This window comes from Mesorhizobium sp. M2A.F.Ca.ET.039.01.1.1, assembly GCF_003998035.1.
In the GTDB taxonomy this organism is placed as follows: domain Bacteria; phylum Pseudomonadota; class Alphaproteobacteria; order Rhizobiales; family Rhizobiaceae; genus Mesorhizobium.
This window is the reverse complement of sequence record NZ_RZRY01001274.1, coordinates 1-999: the sequence shown is the minus strand read 5'-3', so window position 1 is coordinate 999 and position 999 is coordinate 1. Positions and strand designations below refer to the sequence as shown.

The 999-nt window shown below is 59.1% G+C and carries 1 protein-coding gene; it reads left to right on the top strand.

The features are described from left to right. The first annotated feature begins 127 nt into the window (after positions 1 to 127). Positions 128 to 883, top strand: a complete 756-nt coding sequence (istB, locus tag EOA24_RS39230; RefSeq protein WP_127410896.1) for an IS21-like element helper ATPase IstB — start codon at positions 128 to 130, stop codon at positions 881 to 883. Positions 884 to 999: the final 116 nt, after the last annotated feature.

Here is a 999-nt window from a genome sequence, read left to right as displayed (position 1 = left end):
GAACTGCAAGAGCATCGCTTCGCTCATCGCCAACCACAAAGCCGCACGCCATTCCACCGAACCAACCGCCATCGTCGATCACGCCAATCTGCGTGGCCCTGATTACTTTCATTGAGGAGATCCACCCATGCTGATCAATCTCACCATCGACATGCTGCGAGAGCTCGGCCTTTACGGCATGGCAACCGCTTTCCAGGAACTCGACGCACAGTCCGAAGTGCGCGGCCTCGAGCACGGCGAATGGCTTGCCATGCTGCTCGAACGCGAGGCGACCATACGCCGCCAGAAGCGTTTCGAGGCTCGCGCCAGGGCTGCCAAGCTTCGCCATGACGCGCAGATCGAGAATGCCGACTTCCGCGCCGCACGCGGCCTCGACCGCAATTTGTTCATGGCGCTTGCCGGCTGCGGCTGGATCAGAAAGCATCATGGTCTTCTTGTCACCGGGCCAGCCGGCGTCGGCAAAAGCTGGCTTGCCTGCGCTCTTGGCCACCAGGCCTGCCGCGAAGACTTCTCAGTCGCCTACCACCGGCTTCCCCGGCTGTTCGCCGCCCTCGCGCTAGCAAGAGGCGACGGGCGATACGGCAGGATCCTCAAATCTCTTGCCAGGACCGACCTGCTGATCCTTGATGACTGGGGACCGGAAAAACTCAATGACGACCAACGCCGCGATCTCCTGGAGATCATTGAGGATCGCTACGAACGACGCTCAACCATCGTCACAAGTCAGGTGCCCGTGGATCGCTGGTGGGAAATTATTGCAAACCCAACTTTGGCCGACGCCATCCTGGATCGCCTCGTTCACAACGCCTATCGCATCGATCTCACCGGTGAAAGCATGCGAAAACAGCGCCCGCCAATCGTCCCCGAAAACACCGAAGCTTGACCTGAAACAAAACCCAACTCAAACATCAACGAGACCCAGGATCAGTCCGAAAACTGGCCGCCTTCAAATCGGAAGGGTGGCCGGAATGAAATCGGAATGACTGGCCGGCTTCAAAT

Bases quoted from the DNA above. Each gene is read 5' to 3' on its own strand.
- istB (WP_127410896.1), top strand. From the start codon at position 128: ATGCTGATCAATCTCACCATCGACATGCTGCGAGAGCTCGGCCTTTAC.